Raw genomic sequence first — 17,108 nt, 5'->3', positions numbered from 1 at the left:
TGGATGAGCACTTGTATCCAAACTGGTATCCCAGATAGCGCCGTAGCTGGCACCTTCAATTTTTTGAAGTCATTGGCATGATAATTGAATCACTCCCTTTACGTGGTCAATCGGGGAGGATTTTCATGTTTGATGAGCTGTTAGATAAAGATGCCACTGCGCTGGCCGCACTGATTCGCTGTGGCGAGGTTTCAGCCCGTGAGGTCACTCAGGCAGCCATTGACCGCCAGCAGGCTCGTGAGCCCTTGATTCAGGCGTTTTGTACCCCGACGCCGGAGCTGGCTCTGGCTCAGGCGAGCGCCGTTGATGCTAAGCGTGCCAGCGGGCAACCCTTAGGCGCGCTGGCGGGTGTTCCTCTGGCGGTGAAAGACCTGATTTGTACTGCCGGGGTAAAGACCACCTCAGGCTCTGTCGCCTATCAGGACTTTGTGCCAGAAGAGGACGATATCGCCGTGGAGCGTCTGCTGGCAGCAGATGCCATCCTGCTGGGTAAAACCACTGCCCCCGAATTCGGCTACAGCGGCGTGGGGCACAATCCTCTGTTTCCCTCCCCGCGCAACCCCTGGGATCTCAGCAAAACACCGGGCGGCTCCAGCGCAGGTTCCGGTGCCGCGCTCGCCGCCCGGATGTGCCCGATTGCGCTTGGCAGCGACGGCGGTGGCTCGGTTCGCATTCCTGCCGCCCACTGCGGCGTTTATGGACTGAAAGCTTCTATGGGACGAGTCCCGCTTTGGCCCGGCTGCCGCGACGATCGCTATCCAGGCGTTTCCAGCTGGGAGTCGCTGGAGCACATAGGCCCCATGACGCGCACCGTGCGCGATGCCGCGCTGATGATGTCACTGCTGGCAGGCCCGGATATGCGCGACCGCCACTCAATCCCGAGTTCTGACGTTGACTGGCTGGCCTCGGTAGAAAAGCCCTTGAGCGGCCTGCGTATCGCTTTTAGCGCCGATTTTGGTTACGTCGCGGTTGACCGCGAAGTTCGCCGGGTCACGACGGAAGCGGCGCATCGTTTTGCGCGTGAGTTGGGCGCTGAGCTGGATGAAGTTGACCCCGGTATCGCCGATGAAGTCTCGACGTTTGCCGCGCTTGTCGCCTTTGAAAGCGACCTGACAGGCATGCGTAAAATGCAGGCCGAACTGGGGCCGCGCATGTCGCCGCACCTGAGCGTCATGCTACAGCACGCATGGCGGGCCGAAACATTCACCGATGCCAACACGCAGCGTAAAAAAATCTGCAATCAGCTTTGGCGCTTTATGCAGCGCTACGATCTGCTGCTTTCCCCCACACTCGCCGTGCCGCCGTTCCCGCTCAACATGCAGGGGCCGGAAATCATAGACGGACGCATGGTCAGAAGCGACCACTGGCTCTCGTTCTGCTTCCCTTTCAACTTTACCGGTCAGCCAGCTGCTTCAGTGCCCGCAGGCTTTACCTCTGACGGCCTGCCCGTCGGACTGCAAATCGTGGGTCGTCATCTGGATGATGGCCTGGTGCTCGCGGCAAGCGCCGCGTTCGAGCGCATTCAACCATGGAACCACATCAGCCCTGCTTCACTCGGAGTTGTCCATGAATAAGAAATCATCCCCTGCCCTGGAGCAGGAATTTGAGCATGAACCTGTGCCGCTGAGCCATCGCCACTCCACCGGGTCCGTTTCGGCAGTGTGGTTTGGCTTCCCGATGATCCTCACCAACGCGCTGTTTGGCGGCATCATCACCTGGTCGTTGGGTTTCTGGCCGGCCATCATCGCTATTCTGCTTGGCAACCTGGTGCTGTTTGCCTACGTGGGTTCCCTCAGCTGGTTTGCCGGGCAAACGGGCATGAATTTCGCCCTGCAGGCCAAACGCACCTTCGGCACTAAAGGCTACATTTTGGTCTCTGGTTTTCTTTCTACGGTGGTGATTGGCTGGTACGCCTTCCAGACCGGCCTGACCGGCACCGTGATCAATCAGACGTTCGGCTGGAACGCGCTGGCGGTGACGGCGTTCGCCATCGTGCTCTACACCGGGGTCACGTTCCTCGGCGTGCGGGCCCTGTCGATTCTGGGAATGATTGCCGCCCCGCTGTTTGTGGTGCTTGGCCTGGTCGCACTTTGGCTGATTAGCCAGCAGCATGATTTCAGCGCCGTCCTTCAATGGCACGGCAGTCCTGCCGCCGTGGGCACCATGAGCATGGGCACTGCCGTTACCATGGTGGTGGCGGGCTTTGCCGATTCCGGCACCATGACCGCAGATTTCACTCGCTGGTCAAAAAACGGGAAATCTGCCGTGATAGCCGCTTTCTCGGCCTTCCCCGTCGCCAACGTCATTTCTTATCTTTTTGGCGTAGTTATCGTGGCGGTCGGCGCGGCCGTTGACCCTGCAAGCAACGGCGGGAACTTCCTGCCGATTCTGATGGGGCACGGAGAATTACTGTCGGCCATCGCCTGCCTGTTTGTGTTTATTAATCTCGGCTCCGTGTGTACCCACTGCCTTTACAACGGGGCGGTTGGCTACAGCCATCTGTTCCACAGCAAAATGCGGCTCTGGACGCTTATTCTTGGCGTGGCAGGTGGCGTATTAGCGTTAGCAGGCGTGTGGTCTTATTTCCTGGAATGGCTGAGCCTGCTTGGTATTGTCGTGCCACCGTTTGGCGCGGTGATGATCGTTGATTTGATTTTTATGGCCAAAATTAGCCAAAGCCGTAAAACAAGCCGTATGCGCGGCAGTGCCTTTGCGGCATGGGCTATCGGCAGCCTGTGCGCCGTTATCGCCCACCTGCTGTTCCCACAGTTTGGCGAAGCAGTCATTGGCCTGGTGACAGCGGCCATCAGTTACACCCTGATAATGAAAGTCAAAAGCGAAGCTCCAACAAGCATCATGGAGGGGAAAAATGCCTGATTACACTATAAATTCAACGCCTTATGCCTGGCCCTTTGATGGCCACTATAGCGCCAGCGACACCGCGTTGATCATTATCGATATGCAGACCGATTTCTGCGGTAAAGGCGGCTATGTCGACAGCATGGGTTATGACATTGCGCTCACGCGCGCGCCAATAAAACCGCTTCAGCGCGTTTTGGCCCGGATGCGGGAGCTTGGCTTTCCGATTATTCATACCCGCGAGGGGCATCGCCCGGACTTAAGCGACCTGCCAGCGAATAAGCGCTGGCGTTCAAAACGCATGAATGCCGAGATCGGTGCCGATGGTCCCTGCGGCCGTATCCTGGTGCGCGGGGAACCGGGCTGGGAAATCATTCCGGAACTGGCGCCGCTTGCGGGAGAAGTGATTATTGATAAGCCGGGAAAAGGGTCGTTTTATGCCACCGATTTAGAGCTGATCCTGCGCAGCCGGGGCATCCGCAATCTGATTCTGAGCGGTATTACGACAGATGTTTGCGTGCATACCACGCTACGCGAAGCCAACGACCGCGGTTTTGAATGCCTGGTCCTGACCGACTGCTGTGCAGCAACGGAAGTAAAACATCACGAAGCGGCACTGAGCATGATTCACATGCAGGGAGGAATTTTTGGGGCAGTGGCGAGTTCAGAGGTCTTGCTGGAAGGATTGAGTCATCGCAGGTCAGTGATGGAAGTTTAACGCCAGAACCAATGCATTCCACTTCAAACGGGGAACGCATTAGCTATCAAGCTCTATTTGACAGGAATGGCAAATAGAGCGCTTTACGTTTGTTTTAAATAAATGACCTGAAACATCAAATTGTGTACCCCCATGCGTATATTAAAAATTCGACGCACCAGGACGCTCATTCCAGGCATCATGAGCCAGTAAATTACCATCTTTGTACAGATGGGTAATCTTTTCATAGTTCAGGGCGACCTCCTCCATATGACCGCTTCCCGGGCAACCCCGCGTATCATGCATAACTGGACTGACAGAAATAACTTTCACATTTTCCAGAGTGATACGGTAATACTCAACCTCTTGCCCGGCGTAATCAATGTTATAAAACCTGAATTCGGCTGATTTGAGCGTCTGACCGGTCGCTGCCGCCTTGAACAGGTACGGGGATGCACTATCAAGCTCTTTGGTAAACTGGAATGGAGAATGCTGCCGTGTTCCGGTAACTTTTCCCGTCATAGGATCGGTAGGAATAGTTAAGCAATGGTACAAGCCACGTAATTCGACACTTCCTTCACGGTCTTGTACATCACAAGAGCCACGGATTATTGCACCACCGTCATCGGTCAAAAATAAGTGTACTGGTACAGCCATGTCTAAAGCTCCTTGCTTACGATTAGTCGTATAACCATTTCCCGGCTTTTGCTGATTCAATCAACATACCGATAGTGAAATCAGGAACGGGGATTGGTGGACATTTCTTGAACGGATTCCATGAAAAAGGCTCATCAGGATAGTAAGTTTCTATCTTGAAATTTTCTCTGCTAACCTGAAATTCTTTGAAAAATTCATCCATTAAATCTTCGGCTTCACCAATATCTAAAAGCATATCAGTGTCAAAATCTGTATCTGCTGTTAATAACCTTTGCTTCTTTTCATTATTAAATAAATAAACACCGTTATAGCGCCTTGCCAACGCGAAAATACGTTGCTCAATGTCATTTACCATAATTTATCTTTACCCCTCGCTATACGCTTGTAATCACGTATTGAGCAGTAAGCAATTTGAGATACATCAGCGAGTAAAATCACCTCCCCTACAAGGGGGATTGTCCGCCCCACAAAAGTACTGATTTGTGCTACCATCCGGCGCTCCGCAGTCCAGGGAGTGTAACCACCAACCCAGGTAGGTAGTTTGATCCCAAAGGGAAATTTTGCTGTTTTAAAATACTTCCTCATCACTTTAGAAACTCGTGAAGTACCTTCTTTTGCCCCCTTCGGCTTCGTTCTGGTCTTCTGGTTATTCACTCTGCTATAAAGAGCTGCCACCGCCACCACATCATCAATCCCAAAATGATCCGCTGTTGTCTCGCAAAAAATCATGAAAAAAAGCTCACTGGCGGTAAGATTAGAGCGCCCTGCATAGAAATACGTTCCGTTTAGCTCCTCAACAGTATCCACTATTAAATCCCTTTGCAGCTTTGTGGAAAGTAATCATAGAGGCTTTTGTTTTATTCCCGGGATGAGCTCTATCACACCCTAAGATCGATTAAGACTGCTCACTCCCCATAATGACACCGGGTTTCATGAAAATGTTTTTGTCTTTCCATAAAAAAACTGCACCTTACTCAGTTGGGTATCCAACTTTTGGGGTGCAGTCCATAATGCGTATTTCTGGTTTATTCAATCACTAACGATTTTTAGTGAATCGTTACTTACCTTTCTTGATGTGCTTGATCAGACGCTTACGCTTACGCATCTGGTTCGGCGTCAGGGTATTACGTTTCCCGGCGAACGGGTTTTCCCCTTCCTTGAACTGAATGCGGATTGGCGTCCCCATCACGTCCAGCGATTTGCGGAAGTAGTTCATCAGGTAGCGCTTGTAGGAGTCCGGCAGGTCTTTCACCTGGTTTCCGTGAATCACCACGATTGGCGGGTTATAACCGCCGGCGTGTGCGTATTTAAGCTTAACGCGACGGCCGCGCACCAACGGTGGCTGATGGTCTTCCGCCGCCATGTTCATGATGCGGGTCAGCAGCGCGGTGCTTACGCGGCGCGTGGAGCTGTCGTAGGCTTCACGCACGGATTCAAACAGGTTACCCACGCCGCTGCCGTGCAGGGCGGAGATGAAGTGCACGCGGGCGAAGTCGATAAAGCCCAGACGGAAGTCCAGCGTCTCTTTCACCTGCTCACGAACTTCGTTGCTCAGGCCATCCCACTTGTTTACCACGATAACCAGTGAGCGCCCACTATTCAGGATAAAGCCCAGCAGGGAAAGATCCTGGTCGGAAATGCCTTCGCGGGCGTCAATAACCAACAGCACAACGTTCGCGTCTTCAATCGCCTGTAGGGTTTTGATTACCGAGAATTTCTCCACCGCGTCGGTGATTTTCCCGCGCTTACGCACGCCCGCGGTATCGATCAGCACGAATTCACGCTCGTCGCGCTCCATCGGGATGTAGATGCTGTCGCGGGTGGTGCCCGGCATGTCATACACGACAACGCGTTCTTCGCCGAGGATACGGTTAGTTAGCGTGGACTTACCTACGTTAGGGCGGCCAACAATCGCGAGCTTGATCGGCAGATCCTGAGGGTTGAAGGCTTCTTCTTCCTCTTCTTCCTCAAACTCTTCGTCTTCGGAGACAATACCGTTTTTGGCGTTAAACGCGGCCCAGTAGGCTTCGTCTTCATCCATCTCTTCCGGCTGCTCACGCGGATCTATATCGTCCATCCACGGCACCAGAACGTGTTCCAGCAGGCTGGTCACGCCGCGGCCATGGGAAGCCGCAATCGGGTGGATTTCGCCGAGGCCAAGGGAATAGAAGTCAATCACCGCCTGATCCGGGTCAAGACCGTCGGTCTTGTTCGCCACCAGGAAAGTAGGCTTCTGGCGGGAGCGCAGGTGCTGAGCGATGGCTTCATCGGCAGGCATCAGGCCCGCGCGAGCATCCACCATAAACAGCACAACATCCGCCTCTTCAATCGCCAACAGCGACTGCTCGGCCATGCGCGTTTCCACACCGTCTTCGGTGCCATCGATACCGCCGGTATCAATACAGATAAACTCGCGGCCTTCGACTTCCGCACGACCGTACTTGCGATCGCGAGTCAGCCCCGGAAAATCCGCAACCAGCGCATCGCGGGTACGCGTTAAGCGGTTAAACAGGGTCGATTTACCGACGTTAGGGCGCCCAACAAGCGCGACCACAGGTACCATTATAAAAGCCTCATTACTCAAAATTTATTAATAAAACAGCGTCAATTTTCGGCTGTTTTTAAAAAGCCAAAACGGCTCCCGAACTAAGGGAACCGTTTCAAACGTGACGATTATCCGACAAGTTTAGCGTTTGATGGCGTACAGCGTGCCGTCTTTTGCCTGGATAAGCAGTTTGTCGCTGGCAACTACTGGCGTCGTCTGGAAGCCGGAGCTGTCGACTTTCTGCTGGGCAACAAAGCGCCCATCATCGTTGTTGATCCAGTGCATGTAGCCTTCGCTGTCGCCAACGACCAGGTAGCCATTGTACAACACTGGCGCGGTCAGGTTGCGGTGCAGCAGATCGCTTTGCGTCCACAGCGTTACGCCGCCGTCTACGTTCAGCGCCACAACGCGGTCATTCTGATCCACCAAGTAAATGCGGTTCCCGTCCACGATGAAGTCGTTCACCGAGCCCATCTCACGTTTCCACATGATCTGGCCTGAACGCAGATCCAGCGCCGTCAGGTTGCCGTTGTAAGCCAGCGCGTAAACCACACCGTTAACGATAACCGGCGTTGTATCAACGTCGCTCAGGCGGTCGATTTCTGTCGCGCCGGTAGCCTGGGAGATACGTTGCTGCCAGATAAGCTGGCCCTGCTGCATCAGCACGGCGCTAACGCGGCCGTTATCTCCGCCGACAATAGCGGCACCAAAGGCGGTGGCCGGAGCCGATTCACCACGCAATGACAGCGCAGGCATATCGAGGTTAACGCTCCATTTTACAGCACCGTCTGCTTCGTTCAGCGCTTGCAGCATACCGTTGCTGGTATGAATCAGCACCACGCCGTCGCTCACGACCGGACGAGATAACGCTTCACCAGCTACTTTTGCCTGCCAGGCGATGCTGCCGTCGGAGGTATTCAGGGCGAAGACTTTCGCTTTTTCGGTGCCGACATAAACGTGGCCGCCGTCAACGGTCAGGCCGCCAGACAGCAGAGCAGGAATATTGCTGGAGAAGAAGCCGGTTTTCTCAGAGAGATCGACCTTCCACTCTTCTTTGCCATCGTCCGCATTCAGCGCTTTCACAGTACCGCGACGGTCAGCAGCATAGATGGTGCTGCCCTGCCACGCCGGATGCAGGTTAGAGTAGAAATCACCGATTCCATCACCCACGGACGTGCTCCACGCTTTTTCCGGAGTGAACTGGTTTTCCACCGTTGGCAGCGGGGACATTTTAACCACATCTTCTTCGCCGCTGAACAGGGAGCAGCCGCTGAGCAGCGTCAAAGAGAGCAGCCCAGGCACAAATAGTTTACGCAATTGCATCGGGTCCCTCTTAGCTGGACAAATTATTGATTTTCATCTGCATCATTTCACGCAGGGCCGGAGAAGCATTGGTCTGTGAACCTTTGCTCCACGCTTCACGAGCGCCCTGCTTATCCCCTTTACTGAGCAGCGCTTCGCCGCGCAGGTCGGCAACCATCGCTACCCAGCCTTCGCCTTTCACGCTATCCAGGGTTTTCAGCGCGGCATCGGCCTGTTTCTGCTGAATCTGAACGCGAGCCAGACGCAGGTTGATCAGCGCCTGCATGTTCGCATCTTTGGTACTGCTAAGGCCGTTTTGCAGCTGCGTTGCCGCTTTATTCAGATCGTTTTTATCCACGAACTGCTGCGCCAGCTCTAATGCCGCCAGCGCGCCATAAGTATTTTTGTTATCAGCGGCAAATTTCTCAACCGCTTCCAGCGTCTGTGGCTGATCAGCTTTCACCGCGCTGGTCACATTCTGGTATGCCAGGGAGGCTTCGCGCATGGAGTCGTCCTGATGGCCGTTCCAGTAACGCCAGCCCACCAGAGCGCCGATACCCAGCACAACCCCGACTACCAGCGCTTTGCCGTTTTCTGCAAAGAAGCGTTTAACCGCTTCCATCTGATCGTTTTCGTTCTCGTAAACTTCCACGCAGTCCTTCTCCTTAACGAATAATCACCGGGTAATTAACCCAGTAACGCCTGCAGATGGGCGGCAGCGTCGGCTTGCGCGACGTTTTGTTGCTCACCTGTGCGTAAATCCTTAACCACGACTTCGCCTTTAGCGACTTCATCTTCACCCAGCACCAGTGCAACGCGAGCGCCCCACTTGTCGGCACGAACGAACTGCTTCTTGAAGTTACCGCCGCCGTAGTTAGTCATCAATTTCAGGGCCGGCACCTGGTCACGTAGCTTTTCAGCCAGCAGCATTGCCGCGCCCTGCGTTCCCTGACCTGAAGATATCAGGTACATATCGACAACGGATTCGGCTTTAAATTCAGGATTAATCGCCTGAACCAGTAAAACAAGGCGTTCGAGGCCCATGGCAAAGCCAACCGCTGGCGCCGCGCGCCCGCCAAGCTGTTCCACCAGACCATCGTAGCGGCCACCGGCACACACGGTACCCTGGGAACCTAAACTATTGGTCACCCACTCGAATACGGTGCGGTTGTAGTAATCCAGGCCGCGAACCAGGCGCTGATTAACGGTGTAAGCAATGCCTGCGGCATCCAGGAACTGGCACAGACCGGCGAAGTGCTCGCGGGACTCTTCATCAAGATAATCGCCCAACTGAGGCGCATCGTTCAGCAGAGCCTGAACGTCCTGATTTTTGGAATCCAGCACGCGCAGCGGATTGCTGTACATGCGGCGTTTGCAGTCTTCGTCCAGTTTCTCTTTATGCTGCTCCAGGAAAGCCACCAGCGCATCACGGTAGTTAGCGCGTGCTTCCAGAGAACCAATGGAGTTGAGCTCCAGGCTTACGTGCTGGTCAATGCCGAGCGCGCGCCACCAGCGAGCGGTCAGCATGATAAGTTCAGCGTCGATATCCGGGCCGTTCAGGCCAAACACTTCCACACCCAGCTGATTAAACTGGCGGTAACGCCCTTTCTGAGGACGTTCGTGGCGGAACATCGGCCCGATGTACCACAAACGCTGTTCCTGATTGTACAGAAGACCATGTTCGATACCGGCACGCACGCAGCCCGCGGTGCCCTCAGGACGCAGGGTCAGGCTGTCGCCGTTGCGATCCTCAAAGGTATACATCTCTTTTTCAACCACGTCGGTGACTTCACCGATAGCGCGTTTGAATAACGGGGTCTGCTCTACAATCGGCAAACGGATTTCGCTGTAACCGTAGCTCGCGAGCACCTGCTTAAGAATGCCTTCAATACGCTGCCAGATGGCGGTTTCGCCCGGCAGGTAATCGTTCATGCCGCGAATGGCTTGAATATTTTTTGCCACGTTTGTTCTCTGCTTTATATACAAAAAATGAACCCGAAATCAGGCCACTTACTCAGGTAAACGGCCGTGCGGGTTCAATCATACACGGGAAGCCTTGTGCTTCCCATGCTTCGCATTATTTTTCCAGCTGTTGGATATCAATACGCTGTTTTTCATCCAGCATGCTGGCTTTGGCACGAATACGCGCTTCAAGCTGCGCAATCATGTCGTCGTTGTCCATACGATCTCGCTGGCGGACGCCATCTTCGTAGAAACCACTCTTTTTATTGCCGCCGGTCACCCCAAGCGTGGAAACCAGCGCTTCACCCGGGCCATTCACCACGCAGCCGATAATCGAAACGTCCATCGGAGTGATAATGTCTTCCAGACGCTGCTCCAGGGCGTTTACCGTTCCGATAACGTCAAACTCCTGACGTGAGCAAGTTGGACAGGCGATAAAGTTGATCCCACGGGAGCGAATGCGCAGCGACTTAAGGATGTCGAAGCCCACTTTGATCTCTTCCACCGGATCCGCTGCCAGGGAAATGCGCAGCGTGTCGCCGATCCCTTCAGAGAGCAGCAGCCCGAGGCCGATAGCAGATTTTACAGAGCCCGCGCGCGCGCCGCCCGCTTCGGTGATCCCGAGGTGCAAAGGCTGATCGATCTGTTTCGCCAACAGGCGATAAGACTCAACGGCCAGGAATACGTCCGACGCTTTTACGCTCACCTTAAACTGATCGAAGTTGAGGCGATCGAGATGATCGACGTGGCGCATAGCGGATTCAAGCAGCGCCTGAGGCGTCGGCTCGCCGTATTTTTCCTGCAGATCTTTTTCCAAAGAACCGGCATTCACGCCGATACGGATAGGAATGTTTTTATCGCGTGCGCAGTCAACCACCGAGCGAATACGCTCTTCGTTGCCGATGTTGCCGGGGTTAATACGCAGGCAATCAACGCCGTATTCCGCGACTTTAAGCGCAATACGGTAATCGAAGTGGATATCGGCGACCAGTGGGACGCTGACTTGCTGCTTGATAAGCTTAAACGCCTCTGCGGCGTCCATTGTCGGCACGGATACACGAACAATATCGGCACCCACGCGTTCTAATGCTTTGATTTGATTAACCGTAGCTTCCACATCGGTGGTACGCGTATTGGTCATCGACTGAACGGCGATAGGGGCACCATCGCCGATTGGCACATTACCGACGTAGATCCGCTTGGATTTGCGACGTTGGATGGGTGCGGCATTATGCATGGTAAATCTCCACAATTACGCGTCTGAACTGGCGCTGATTATTCAGCACCGACAGTGAGACGTGCAACCTGGTTAGTTCTGATAAAGCGACTCAGGTCCACAGGTTTGCCCTGATATTGAACCTGTACTGCTGACGGGGCGCCAATTTTCAGTTTATAAGGCGCTTTACCCGCTAAATCGAGCTTCGCATCTTTGCGCTGCAGGCCGCTAAACAGCTTTTTGCCGCTGGCATCGGTGACTTCCAGCCAGCAGTCAGCGGTGAAGTGCATGGACAGCCCTTGAGAGGCATCCGCGCTCTGATTCACGCCGGCCTGGTCGGTTGGCAGTTGGCCTGCAGTTGGCGCTGGCGTTGTCTGGGCGTTATCAACTGGTGCCTGGCTTGGCGCCACAACGGCAGATTGCTGAGCCGCATCTGCAGCAGCCGTTTGCTGGGCTGGCGCAGAAGAAGAAGCGGTGTTCTCCACTGGCGTAGGCAGTTCAACAGGTTGCGCAGGGGTTGATGTAGATGCTGCATCGGTAGAAGTATCACTGCCGGTGTTCAGCGGCACAGACTGGCCGCTGCTTGCAGAAAGTTCGGTGGTTGACTGGTCGGCCATCGTAGACAGCTCTTCCTGCTGAGCTTTGTGGTTTTGCCACCACCATGCGCCCGTCAGGCCAATCACTACGAACAGAATCAGCCAGGTAAAACTCATCAGCCAGCCGTCGCGCTTTTTACGACGCTTACCAAGAGAGAAGCTTTGCATCGGCTCAACTTTGGCTGCCTTAATCGGCGCCTGTTTCGCCATCATCGGCAACAGCTCTTCTTCAGGAATATGAACCAGTCGCGCATAAGAGCGGATATAGCCACGCAGGAAAGTCGACGCCAGCTCGGCAGGCGCCTTGTCGTCTTCGATATCCCTGACGGTGGAAACTTTCAGGCACAGGCGTTCGGCTACAGCCTGCTGGCTGAGCCCCATTTGCTCACGTGCATTACGTAAACGCTGGCCTGTGGTTTGTGCTGCATTTGATTCGTTAGTGGCTTCAGTATTCATTAGCTACAACTGCTGGTACTGTTCAAATTAAAGAATTTGGCACAAGTCCTGTACCGCAGCGTCTCCGCTACGTCAGATTGACTCGCACCGCGAAACAAATCTGATACCTGAAGGCTACCCCTCAGTAAAAAAACCCGGTACCCGCCATGCTGTTAGCGCTAGCTGGTATTTTAGTGGGTTACCGGACCCGCCGGTGAGTTAACCTTAGTCACCCTTTGACAGGTTGTCCGTTAACTTTACGAAATGGGCACAACTAAACTGTTGTTGCGACGCTACATACTGCCTTAAAGCCGCCAGAAACGCACCGTAATTATTATCCTGAATGATGTATTAGGCCACGTTATTGACGACACATACACTTTTGCCCGTTTTTTATACCGCGCGAAGCGCCCTCGCTCAGCGCGGTAAATAGCTATCTCTTATCAGACGGCCTTCACGGCAATAGGTTCACCCTGCATACGTTTACGCATAGTACGCTTGGTGCGGTCAATCACTTCACCTGCCAGCTGACCACATGCAGCATCGATATCGTCACCGCGAGTCTTACGAACAATGGTAGTAAAACCATAGCTCATCAGAACTTTAGAGAAGCGATCGATACGGCTGTTGGAGCTACGGCCATAAGGCGCACCCGGGAACGGGTTCCATGGAATCAGGTTGATTTTGCATGGCGTATCTTTCAGGCATTCGGCCAGCTGATGCGCGTGCTCTGTGCCGTCGTTGACGTGATCCAACAGAACGTATTCCACCGTAACGCGGCCCTGGTTGGCGTTGGATTTCTCCAGGTAACGACGAACGGCCGCCAGGAAGGTTTCGATGTTGTACTTTTTGTTGATCGGCATGATTTCATCGCGAATATCATCGGTCGGCGCGTGCAGGGAAATAGCCAGCGCGACGTCGATCATATCCCCGAGCTTGTCCAGCGCGGGTACCACACCAGAGGTGGAAAGCGTTACGCGACGTTTGGACAAGCCAAAGCCAAAGTCGTCGAGCATGATTTCCATTGCCGGAACAACGTTGTTCAGGTTCAGCAGCGGTTCGCCCATGCCCATCATCACCACGTTGGTGATAGGGCGCACGCCGGTTTTCTTCTGCGCGCCGATAATCTTCGCCGCGCGCCAGACCTGACCAATAATCTCAGACACACGCAGGTTACGGTTAAAGCCCTGCTGCGCGGTTGAGCAGAATTTACATTCCAGCGCACAGCCAACCTGAGAAGAAACACACAGCGTGGCGCGATCTTCCTCCGGGATATACACCGTTTCCACCAGCTGGTCGGCAATTTTGATTGCCCACTTGATGGTACCGTCGGCAGAACGCTGCTCTTCAGCAACTTCAGGTGCACGAATCTCGGCGATCTCTTTCAGCTTATTGCGCAGGACCTTGTTGATGTCCGTCATTTCGTCGAAGTCATCACTGCAGTAGTGATACATCCACTTCATGACCTGATCCGCACGGAAAGGTTTCTCACCCAGCTCGGCGAAAAACTCGCGCAGCTGCTGGCGGTTGAGATCGAGCAGGTTAATTTTTTCGGCTTTATTGGAAACAACAACAGGTGTTGCTTCAGGCGTGTTCATTTCAGACATAATGTTTTCCGGCCTCGTTGTTACACGTTATGGCCCCTGGAGGGTTAGAAAAAGAAACGCCCCGGTGAGCAGGCTCTTCCGGGGGCGTTGCATTGTACAAATTCTATGGCATAGATGCCACGACTGAAAGCGAACAACGATTAAAAAATGTCACATAAGCTTTCACGTCGGGAATATCCAAAATCATTTGAGTTGCAGGTAGGCAGCAAGGGAATGAGCCCCAGGAGCTTACTTGGGTAAGTGACTGGGATGAGTTCCTGCAGCTAACACCCCTGCGGCTCAAAGGATGACGGATATTTTAGCGTGTGCGTGGGCACACTTCTCCTTCGCCGAAGAAGTAGGCGATTTCACGGGCTGCGGATTCTACGGAATCAGAACCGTGGGTGCCGTTTTCGGTGAAGCTGTCCGCGTAGTCTGCACGCAGAGTACCAGCCAGTGCGTTAGCCGGGTTAGTTGCGCCCAGCAGGTCGCGGTGACGCTGTACTGCGTTTTCGCTTTCCAGCACAGAAACAACGATTGGGCCAGAAGTCATGAACTCAACCAGACCGTCGAAGAACGGCTTACCGTCGTGCTCAGCGTAGAAACCACGAGCCTGCTCAACGGTCAGGTGCAGCATTTTTGCGCCAACGATTTTAAACCCTGCAGATTCAAAACGAGCATAAATGTTACCAATAACGTTTTTTGCCACCGCGTTTGGTTTGATGATGGAAAAAGTACGTTCAATAGCCATGATTACCTCTGTAGATGTTCTGTGTGTCCGGGAAACCCGGTTATGAAATTGGCGCAGATTATAAAGAGCAAGTTTGTCGTTGCCTATGGATGGAGATAACATTTTTTTAAAATAAGATTAGTTTTGGCAACACTATTGCTGCAGCGGGCGAGATTTCACGTTTTGGCGTCACTGCAGGGTAAAGGCCGCGCTGGCAACCTGCCCGGACTCATCCATCACCACGACCTGATAGTCGCCCGGTTTATTGAGCATTAAGGCCAGCCCATCGCCTTTGCTCTCTTCACTTTCCCCGTTGATAAACCACCACCGCTGGCCCTGCCCGCCCTGACTGGAAAGCCGTAGCGGGAGCTGCATCTGCCCTGGTAAGCGTTTCAAAATAGTGCCGTCGCGCACGCCAAGCAACAGCAGCGGCGTTGCGCTCTCTTTCTGTAGAGGCGGGCAACTGGCTGAAACGACAGGCAAGCGAGCAGCACGGCGCTCAGCCGGGGGTAGCCAGGGTTCAAGGGGCAATGGCCAGAGAGCAACTGTCTGCTGAATAGCCCCAGGACAATCGGCTGCCACTCGCTTCCCCTGCGCGTCAACCCAAATAAACTGGCGCGTGCCCTGCACGCCTTCTTGCCCCGGTGCCAGCAGCGTGGGCGGCTGAGCAGCGTCCAGAAGCCAGGTTGCCAGACGGCGACGGCAGTTTACATCTCCGACGGGTAATGCCTGCCCGCCAGGCCAACAGATCTCTGCGGCTGTGACAGACGTTGGCCGGGGATCGGCCGGCAAATGGAGCTGCTGTACGCGCGAATTAGCCTGCAGCAAATTATTCACCTGATTCAGCAGCGGTACGGCACTGCCCAGCCCAAACTGCCCCGCCACCGGTGTGCTGTCAGGTCTGCCGGTCCAGATGCCAATCAGATAGCGCGAATTAATGCCTATGGCCCAGGCATCACGATACCCGTAGCTGGTCCCGGTTTTCCACGCCAGAGGGACGACGGGAGGTAAAGAAGCATCTGACTGAGGCTGGGCTTCTCCGGCAAGAATACGGCGGATAATCCAGGCCGCACCAGGCGACATAAGCGGGCGCTCTCGCAGGGCATCACTCTCCAGCACCCGCAACTGAGCGGCCTTGCCATGACGGGCAAACGCGCTGTAGGCAGCCACTATCTGGTCCAGCCTGGCACCGCCGCCCCCAAGAATAAGCGACAGGTTGGGCTCGCTGCCCTGAGGGAAGCGAAGATTAAGCCCCACGTTGCCCATCTGCCCGGCAAAACGCTTCGGCCCGTAGGCCTCAAGCACCTGAACAGCTGGCAAATTCAGCGAACGCACCAGGGCATCACTCATGCTTACCGGCCCGTGAAAACCGGTGTCGAAGTTCCCAGGGCGATAATCGCCAAACCGGCGCGGGACGTCCTGCAACAACGACGCCGGATGAATCAGCCCGTCATCCATCGCCATGCCGTAAACAAACGGTTTTAACACGGACCCCGGCGAGCGAATCGCGGTGACCATATCAACGTGTCCAAAACGGCTGTCGTCGTTGATATCCGCTGAGCCAACCCACGCCCGAACCTGCATTGTTGTGTGATCAACAACCAGCATGGCTAGCGAGGAGCGAGGCGGCAGGCGTGATTTCCAGTTCAGCGCCAGCTCTTCCAGTTGGCGCTGTAAAGGTGCATTCAGCGTGGTCGTAATCAACGTTGACTTGCTTTTCGCTACCAGCGCCCGCGACAGTAACGGAGCCAGTTGCGGCATCTGCCGCGGTGCCAGCCAGACCGGCTCCTGCAAAGCCTCTTCGACCTGCTTATGTGACCACACGCCCTGCTCCGCCATGCGGCGCAATACCTTATCCCGCGCCTGCTGTGCCCGTTCAGGCCAGCGATCGGGCCTCAGGCGGCTGGGAGCCTGAGGCAGCACGGCAAGCAAGGCGGCTTCTGAATAACTTAGCCGATCGGGCGCTTTTCCAAGGTAGGCCCAGCTTGCCGCGCCGATCCCCTGTAAGGTACCGCCAAAGGGGGCACGATTAAGGTAGAGCGTCAGGATCTCCGTTTTGGAAAGATGCCACTCAAGCTGAAAGGCTCGCCAGACCTGGCGAACTTTACCTCCGAGAGTTCGGGGGTGAGGATCCAATAAGCGCGCAACTTGCATCGTCAGCGTACTGCCGCCGGAGATCACTTCCCCATTTCGAAGATCCTGCCAGGCCGCACGCAATATTGAGAAAGGATTGACGCCGGGATGATCCCAAAACCAGCGATCCTCATAGCCGATTAGCGCTTCCAGGTAGCGGGGAGAAACCTGGTTCAACACCACGGGATAACGCCAGATCCCTTCGGCATCAGCAAAACGCCAAAGCGGCGTGCCATCTGCCGCGACCACCACCCGGGCTGGATTGACCTCTTGCAGCGGCAGCGGCCAGAGTTTATCCGCCAGCCAGACAAAAGAGGCAGCCAGCAGCGGGGCAATCAGCCAGAGATAGCCCCGCCGCCAGCGTAGCCTTGATCCGTTAAGCACCGACGT

General features: G+C 54.7%; 15 protein-coding genes. 3 read left to right on the top strand and 12 right to left on the bottom strand.

What is annotated here, in order from left to right; genetic code table 11:
* Nucleotides 1-125 precede the first annotated feature (125 nt).
* Genes B9Y90_RS14005 through biuH form a run of 3 tightly spaced genes read left to right on the top strand, consistent with a single transcriptional unit; the run spans nt 126 to nt 3,577 of the window.
* Nucleotides 126-1,574 carry an amidase gene (locus tag B9Y90_RS14005; protein WP_085541583.1) on the top strand — a complete coding sequence of 483 codons (1,449 nt, stop codon included), beginning with the start codon at nt 126-128 and terminating at the stop codon, nt 1,572-1,574.
* The gene (locus B9Y90_RS14000) at nt 1,567-2,877 is read left to right on the top strand and encodes a purine-cytosine permease family protein (protein WP_085541582.1); all 1,311 of its coding nucleotides are present in this window, start codon (nt 1,567-1,569) and stop codon (nt 2,875-2,877) included. Before B9Y90_RS14005 ends, B9Y90_RS14000 begins: the two co-directional genes overlap by 8 nt.
* Nucleotides 2,870-3,577 carry a biuret amidohydrolase gene (biuH, locus tag B9Y90_RS13995; protein ID WP_085541581.1) on the top strand — a complete coding sequence of 236 codons (708 nt, stop codon included), beginning with the start codon at nt 2,870-2,872 and terminating at the stop codon, nt 3,575-3,577. Before B9Y90_RS14000 ends, biuH begins: the two co-directional genes overlap by 8 nt.
* A gap of 141 nt (nt 3,578-3,718) precedes the next feature.
* On the opposite strand, the gene B9Y90_RS13990 is transcribed toward biuH, so the two are convergent.
* The 12 genes from B9Y90_RS13990 to pbpC all read right to left on the bottom strand — a co-directional run bounded on the left by B9Y90_RS13990 (nt 3,719) and on the right by pbpC (nt 17,102).
* On the bottom strand, nt 3,719-4,213 hold the full coding sequence (locus B9Y90_RS13990) for an Hcp family type VI secretion system effector (RefSeq protein WP_085541580.1): 495 nt from the start codon (nt 4,211-4,213) through the stop codon (nt 3,719-3,721).
* 22 nt (nt 4,214-4,235) lie between these two features.
* The gene (locus B9Y90_RS13985; RefSeq protein ID WP_085541579.1) at nt 4,236-4,568 is read right to left on the bottom strand and encodes a DUF1493 family protein; all 333 of its coding nucleotides are present in this window, start codon (nt 4,566-4,568) and stop codon (nt 4,236-4,238) included.
* Nucleotides 4,562-5,020: an STM2901 family protein gene (locus B9Y90_RS13980; protein WP_085541578.1), complete on the bottom strand. Its 459-nt coding sequence runs from the start codon at nt 5,018-5,020 to the stop codon at nt 4,562-4,564. The genes B9Y90_RS13985 and B9Y90_RS13980 overlap by 7 nt, the downstream gene beginning before the upstream one ends.
* A 250-nt stretch (nt 5,021-5,270) precedes the next feature.
* Nucleotides 5,271-6,776 carry a ribosome biogenesis GTPase Der gene (gene der / locus B9Y90_RS13975; protein ID WP_039296124.1) on the bottom strand — a complete coding sequence of 502 codons (1,506 nt, stop codon included), beginning with the start codon at nt 6,774-6,776 and terminating at the stop codon, nt 5,271-5,273.
* Nucleotides 6,777-6,899: 123 nt separating this feature from the next.
* On the bottom strand, nt 6,900-8,081 hold the full coding sequence (gene bamB, locus B9Y90_RS13970) for an outer membrane protein assembly factor BamB (RefSeq protein ID WP_039296126.1): 1,182 nt from the start codon (nt 8,079-8,081) through the stop codon (nt 6,900-6,902).
* 10 nt (nt 8,082-8,091) lie between these two features.
* Complete coding sequence (locus B9Y90_RS13965) at nt 8,092-8,712, bottom strand: YfgM family protein (protein WP_085541577.1); 621 nt, start codon at nt 8,710-8,712, stop codon at nt 8,092-8,094.
* A 35-nt stretch (nt 8,713-8,747) separates the two neighbouring features.
* Complete coding sequence (gene hisS / locus B9Y90_RS13960; RefSeq protein WP_008459407.1) at nt 8,748-10,022, bottom strand: histidine--tRNA ligase; 1,275 nt, start codon at nt 10,020-10,022, stop codon at nt 8,748-8,750.
* 115 nt (nt 10,023-10,137) lie between these two features.
* Nucleotides 10,138-11,259 (bottom strand): flavodoxin-dependent (E)-4-hydroxy-3-methylbut-2-enyl-diphosphate synthase, encoded by a 1,122-nt coding sequence (gene ispG, locus B9Y90_RS13955; protein ID WP_008459408.1) that lies wholly within the window; start codon nt 11,257-11,259, stop codon nt 10,138-10,140.
* Between the two features lie 38 nt (nt 11,260-11,297).
* Nucleotides 11,298-12,290 carry a cytoskeleton protein RodZ gene (gene rodZ / locus B9Y90_RS13950; protein ID WP_085541576.1) on the bottom strand — a complete coding sequence of 331 codons (993 nt, stop codon included), beginning with the start codon at nt 12,288-12,290 and terminating at the stop codon, nt 11,298-11,300.
* A gap of 422 nt (nt 12,291-12,712) precedes the next feature.
* On the bottom strand, nt 12,713-13,876 hold the full coding sequence (locus B9Y90_RS13945) for a dual-specificity RNA methyltransferase RlmN (RefSeq protein ID WP_008459410.1): 1,164 nt from the start codon (nt 13,874-13,876) through the stop codon (nt 12,713-12,715).
* Between the two features lie 298 nt (nt 13,877-14,174).
* The gene (ndk, locus tag B9Y90_RS13940; RefSeq protein ID WP_039296136.1) at nt 14,175-14,606 is read right to left on the bottom strand and encodes a nucleoside-diphosphate kinase; all 432 of its coding nucleotides are present in this window, start codon (nt 14,604-14,606) and stop codon (nt 14,175-14,177) included.
* Nucleotides 14,607-14,774: 168 nt separating this feature from the next.
* A complete protein-coding gene (pbpC, locus tag B9Y90_RS13935; RefSeq protein WP_085541575.1) occupies nt 14,775-17,102 on the bottom strand; it encodes a peptidoglycan glycosyltransferase PbpC in 2,328 nt (775 codons plus the stop codon).
* Nucleotides 17,103-17,108 lie beyond the last annotated feature (6 nt).

Origin of the sequence: Cedecea sp. NFIX57, from assembly GCF_900177785.1 — a bacterium.
Classification (GTDB): domain Bacteria; phylum Pseudomonadota; class Gammaproteobacteria; order Enterobacterales; family Enterobacteriaceae; genus Cedecea; species Cedecea neteri_C.
Note: the sequence above shows the minus strand (reverse complement) of the source record. Positions and strands in the feature narration are given on the sequence as shown.

Bases quoted from the DNA above. Each gene is read 5' to 3' on its own strand.
- B9Y90_RS14005 (WP_085541583.1), top strand. From the start codon at position 126: ATGTTTGATGAGCTGTTAGATAAAGATGCCACTGCGCTGGCCGCACTG.
- B9Y90_RS14000 (WP_085541582.1), top strand. From the start codon at position 1,567: ATGAATAAGAAATCATCCCCTGCCCTGGAGCAGGAATTTGAGCATGAA.
- biuH (WP_085541581.1), top strand. From the start codon at position 2,870: ATGCCTGATTACACTATAAATTCAACGCCTTATGCCTGGCCCTTTGAT.
- B9Y90_RS13990 (WP_085541580.1), bottom strand. From the start codon at position 4,213: ATGGCTGTACCAGTACACTTATTTTTGACCGATGACGGTGGTGCAATA.
- B9Y90_RS13985 (WP_085541579.1), bottom strand. From the start codon at position 4,568: ATGGTAAATGACATTGAGCAACGTATTTTCGCGTTGGCAAGGCGCTAT.
- der (WP_039296124.1), bottom strand. From the start codon at position 6,776: ATGGTACCTGTGGTCGCGCTTGTTGGGCGCCCTAACGTCGGTAAATCG.
- bamB (WP_039296126.1), bottom strand. From the start codon at position 8,081: ATGCAATTGCGTAAACTATTTGTGCCTGGGCTGCTCTCTTTGACGCTG.
- ispG (WP_008459408.1), bottom strand. From the start codon at position 11,259: ATGCATAATGCCGCACCCATCCAACGTCGCAAATCCAAGCGGATCTAC.
- rodZ (WP_085541576.1), bottom strand. From the start codon at position 12,290: ATGAATACTGAAGCCACTAACGAATCAAATGCAGCACAAACCACAGGC.
- B9Y90_RS13945 (WP_008459410.1), bottom strand. From the start codon at position 13,876: ATGTCTGAAATGAACACGCCTGAAGCAACACCTGTTGTTGTTTCCAAT.
- ndk (WP_039296136.1), bottom strand. From the start codon at position 14,606: ATGGCTATTGAACGTACTTTTTCCATCATCAAACCAAACGCGGTGGCA.